The sequence below is a fragment of the Bacillus sp. C30 genome (genome assembly GCF_040838255.1).
In the GTDB taxonomy this organism is placed as follows: domain Bacteria; phylum Bacillota; class Bacilli; order Bacillales; family Bacillaceae_G; genus Bacillus_A; species Bacillus_A mycoides.
The window spans coordinates 1-4,039 of sequence record NZ_JBFPJH010000295.1; the positions used below are offsets into that span (position 1 = coordinate 1).

Here is a 4,039-nt window from a genome sequence, read left to right on the forward strand (position 1 = left end):
ATTATAACTTGTTTGTTACCAAAAGAAAAGACGCTCAACATAAATTGAGCGTCTTCCTTTGACTTTAACCACTTTAATTTTGATAACATATAGTTAAAAAACTCCCCACGATCAGTAGTGGGGAAGATTGGTTAGGGACGCCAATCAGGATGATACATAAGTAAGGATAAAATCATATTACCATAATAATGGTGTGACACATATTGAGAAAGTTCGACATTTAATTCTTGTAATACCGCAATGAATTTTTGAATTGGTTGGGTGCAATCATTGAAAATTAGCTGGTTTTGTACTCAACCAATTAAAATAAAATACGAAATGAATGAGTGTTCAATAAAGTTTGTATGTTATATTGCATTTGAACTTGAGAAATGTCCCATAGGTGTGTTAAGGAGGGATTACTCATGTTATAATCATGTCGAAATAGGTACGAAGAAAATTTTCAGAATAATAAAAATGTATTTTGAACATAAAAACTCGCAGAGCGTGTGTAAGAGGTACATCCAACAAACCCTCTCACACCGTTCATCCTAAAGCTATCTTAGGACAAACACTTGCATCATACGAGTTCCTCCTTAGTTAAACACACATTCATTGTTCGTAGGGCTGTTTCTAGGTTGAGAAAATAGGGTGATGTGTTTTTATGTTTTAGGAAGGAGGAACTTATTTTTTATGCATATTCATAAAAAAATATGTGATTTAATCGAAGATAGGGACGACCTAAATTTAAAAATTGTAGCTGATAAAATTGGTGTTCCTCTGCAGTATATGTCTAAATTTAAAAATCAAGGAACAATTAGTTTTTGCAATTTACTTAAATTATCACATGTTATGTCCTTAGATACAGCTGGATCAAAAGATTTAATGCTTAATTGGTGTTTGAGATTGAATTCTACAGAATTAATTAAACAAAGCTTTGAATATGCAGCTATTATAAGGGATACAAAATTATTAAATGAGCTTATTAATAAACATTCAAGTGAAGAAACATCTATAAAAGAATATGTAGGAGTATATAAAGTTTTGTATGATTACATGAACGATAAATTGCTGGGGAATGATATAGAGACGGAGTTAAGTAAGTGCGGAAAAGTGCAAGATCCAGTATTACGAGTTCTATCGAATATAATGAAATGTTACAATTACTATTTTGACAAAGACTTTGAACGTATGTTTACAATAGGTAGTGAAATTGAGAATTCTATCTTAGCTGTGAGTGAAAGCCGAAAATTGTTTATAAGAAATTGTTATATTCACAGAGTTGCAGAGTTATTTTGTACAGTGTGTTTGCAACTTAATGATTTAGGGGCTACTAGGCATTATGCATACATCATAATTAATGCAAATATCTGTGATAAAACAGTATCTGATGCATATTATCGTCTAGGTATGTCTTATTTAACTGTGGACAAAAAACTTTGTTTACAACATTTAGAACAAAGTCATGAGGTTGCAAAAAAATCTGGGATATTTGAATTAGAAAGAGAGACGAAGTATAATCTTAAATTAGTAAAACTATACTATGAAGATAAGATATTGGATTTTACAGAGATTGATCAAATAAAGAAGGCATTTTATCAGAAAGATGATGAAGATTTTGTCATTTTCTTTAAAGCTATTGCAAGTAAGGATTATGATATTATGCATGAAACTCTTCAACAATTTTTTTCCCAATCGAATTATTTTTTTGCTGGTTTAATGGCAAGAAAGTTATATACTGAAGGTGACAAGCATCCAACGTTAGAATGGATTATGGATTATACAAAAGAAAAAAGGGGGATTAACTTTGAAAAAAATTGTATTAGTAATTTGTGCAATGACATTTATAATACCAATAACAGATAAGGTGCTCGAAACTAAGAGCTATCAAATTAATAAAATACAAAAGATGGAAGAGGGTTCAAAACCGGGTGGCTGAAATTCTTATGAAGACAACTGTAAAAGTTGTCTTTTTTAATTGTGTTGGATTTTTATTGTATTGTTTAGTAGCTAAAAATTTATTTTTAAAAGTTTTGCGAGTAAGATTTTTAACAAAGTACAAGATGATAGAATGAATGTACGAGATAGAGAAAAAACTAAGGGGACAATAGAAATGGAAGCAAATAAATTCATAGGGGGGATAGAAATGACGAAAGAAGAGATTGTAGAATTATTTTTGAAAACAATAGATGAGACTAAACCTGAATTAGTTGAGGAGTACATAGAAGAAAGTTTTAGAATTTAAAAAATAGCCCGTCTCTATTATGAGGGGCTATTTTTTTCGTTATTATGATATTCTTCTAGGGTCTTGGTTATTGCAAGCATTTGTTGTAGTACAATTTCCTGTTTGTCCTCAGGAAGTGTATCTAATCGGTTCATAATTTCCTTAAATTTGGTGTGTTTTTTTATATCTAATTCATTATCACATCCTAGTAGGAAATCAGTTGTTACTTCTAATATATCAGATAACTTTGCAATAGTATCTGGTGAAGGAAAACGTTCTTCGGACTCATAATAACCAATCACACGAGACGAAGCACCTACCTTTTCTCCTAGCATTTGTTGTGTCCAGTTACGTTGTTTTCTTAGTTTTTTTATACTAGCCCCTATACCTGTCACTTTAATCACCTCATAAAGTCGCTTATTTGAACAACTTGTTCTCTTTGAGGATAATAATAGCACATTATGTTCGAAAAGTCATTGACAATGTATAAATTGTTCGATATGATTGTAAACGAACAAAATGTTCTTTATGGAGGGGGATATGAAACAATCAATTATTTATAATAAAATCGCTGAACATTGTGGTGTTACTGAAAGGTATATAAGAATGTTGGATAAAAAAGAGCGTAATCCATCAATGGAAGTTGCTAAAAAAATCGCTGACTTTTTAGATGAATCAATAGAGGAGATTTTTTTTAATTTTGATACGAACGAAACGTTCGTTTTTGAGCGGTTTTATCCAAAGTTAATTGAATGGCGTGCTTCAATTAAGCGTTGATGTAAATATAATCCATACAAGGAGGGACAAACATGCACCAAAACCTATTCATCGCTAGAAAAGAGCAACGCATGACACAAGAGAAGGTGGCAAATTTGATTCATATTTCACCGAGAACATATTTTGCTAAGGAGAACGGTAAAAGTGACTTCACCCTGAAAGAAGCCCAAAAACTAGCAAAATACTTTAAAACAACAGTGGACGAGCTGTTTGAGAAGTAAATGAAGAATTACAGTGAATCCATCGTCATACGAACTCAATACGAGTCATTCGGAGTGCATAGGATAGGAGATGAAAAAATGAATAAAGTGATAAATTTATCAACTGATATCAACGTAATCACAGCAGAGATTAAAAGCTATCAACAAATTGCTGGACAGTCGATATTTGAGATTGGGAAACGTTTGAAGCACGTGAAAGAACAGGATTTAGTGCATGGTGAGTGGATAACATGGCTAAATGAAATTGGGTTTAGTAGAAGTACAGCACCTAAATTTATACAAGCATATGAACAATTTTCAAATGTGCAATCGGTCGCACATTTTGGAACAGCCAAGATATTTCAATTAATATCTATGCCACAAGAAATAGATCGTCAGCAATTTATCGAAGAACCGCATATGATTCCTTCCACAGGAGAAGAAAAAACAGTCAACGAAATGACGGTGAAGGAAATAAGAGAAGTAAAGAAAGCCCTCAAAGAAAAAGACAAGCTTCTAGGACAGGAAACAGAACGAAGAAAACGTGCTGAACAAGAAACATTTTCAGCACGTAAATCAGAAGAACTCACTAGAAAACAGTTAGAGGAGAGGGAAGAGCAGGAACCGCAGATTATCGAGAAGGTAGTCGTGAAGACTGTAGAGGTCGAGTCTAAAAACCAAAATACCAATATAAAACAATTAAAGGATAGAGTTTGCGAACTGGAAGAAAAACTAGCATTTCAAAAACAAAAAATGAAGACGTTACAAAAAGATTCAGAAGAATTGCAAGATGATAGTGAACATATGAATTTTATGGCAAAGTGGACGGTTCATACGTTCCGTGCGGAACTGGAGGAGT

Annotated in this window: 6 protein-coding genes; 5 read left to right on the forward strand and 1 reads right to left on the reverse strand. The window is 32.5% G+C overall.

Annotated elements, in window-relative coordinates; translation table 11 throughout:
• The first annotated feature begins 672 nt into the window (after window positions 1-672).
• Both AB3X49_RS18805 and AB3X49_RS18810 read left to right on the forward strand, forming a co-directional pair.
• The gene (locus AB3X49_RS18805) at window positions 673-1,845 is read left to right on the forward strand and encodes an AimR family lysis-lysogeny pheromone receptor (protein WP_367963974.1); all 1,173 of its coding nucleotides are present in this window, start codon (window positions 673-675) and stop codon (window positions 1,843-1,845) included.
• A 247-nt stretch (window positions 1,846-2,092) separates the two neighbouring features.
• On the forward strand, window positions 2,093-2,224 hold the full coding sequence (locus tag AB3X49_RS18810) for a hypothetical protein (RefSeq protein WP_367963976.1): 132 nt from the start codon (window positions 2,093-2,095) through the stop codon (window positions 2,222-2,224).
• A 17-nt stretch (window positions 2,225-2,241) separates the two neighbouring features.
• Here AB3X49_RS18810 and AB3X49_RS18815 read toward each other — a convergent pair whose 3' ends face one another.
• A complete protein-coding gene (locus AB3X49_RS18815) occupies window positions 2,242-2,598 on the reverse strand; it encodes a helix-turn-helix domain-containing protein (protein ID WP_367963979.1) in 357 nt (118 codons plus the stop codon).
• 145 nt (window positions 2,599-2,743) lie between these two features.
• Between AB3X49_RS18815 and AB3X49_RS18820 the strand changes: the two genes are divergently transcribed.
• The 3 genes from AB3X49_RS18820 to AB3X49_RS18830 form a co-directional block, all read left to right on the forward strand.
• A complete protein-coding gene (locus tag AB3X49_RS18820; RefSeq protein WP_367963981.1) occupies window positions 2,744-2,980 on the forward strand; it encodes a helix-turn-helix transcriptional regulator in 237 nt (78 codons plus the stop codon).
• Window positions 2,981-3,012: 32 nt separating this feature from the next.
• The gene (locus AB3X49_RS18825) at window positions 3,013-3,201 is read left to right on the forward strand and encodes a helix-turn-helix transcriptional regulator (protein ID WP_367963983.1); all 189 of its coding nucleotides are present in this window, start codon (window positions 3,013-3,015) and stop codon (window positions 3,199-3,201) included.
• A 78-nt stretch (window positions 3,202-3,279) separates the two neighbouring features.
• A partial coding sequence (locus AB3X49_RS18830) for a DUF3102 domain-containing protein (RefSeq protein WP_367963985.1) occupies window positions 3,280-4,039 on the forward strand: 760 nt, incomplete at its 3' end.

Bases quoted from the DNA above. Each gene is read 5' to 3' on its own strand.
- AB3X49_RS18805 (WP_367963974.1), top strand. From the start codon at position 673: ATGCATATTCATAAAAAAATATGTGATTTAATCGAAGATAGGGACGAC.
- AB3X49_RS18810 (WP_367963976.1), top strand. From the start codon at position 2,093: ATGGAAGCAAATAAATTCATAGGGGGGATAGAAATGACGAAAGAAGAG.
- AB3X49_RS18820 (WP_367963981.1), top strand. From the start codon at position 2,744: ATGAAACAATCAATTATTTATAATAAAATCGCTGAACATTGTGGTGTT.
- AB3X49_RS18825 (WP_367963983.1), top strand. From the start codon at position 3,013: ATGCACCAAAACCTATTCATCGCTAGAAAAGAGCAACGCATGACACAA.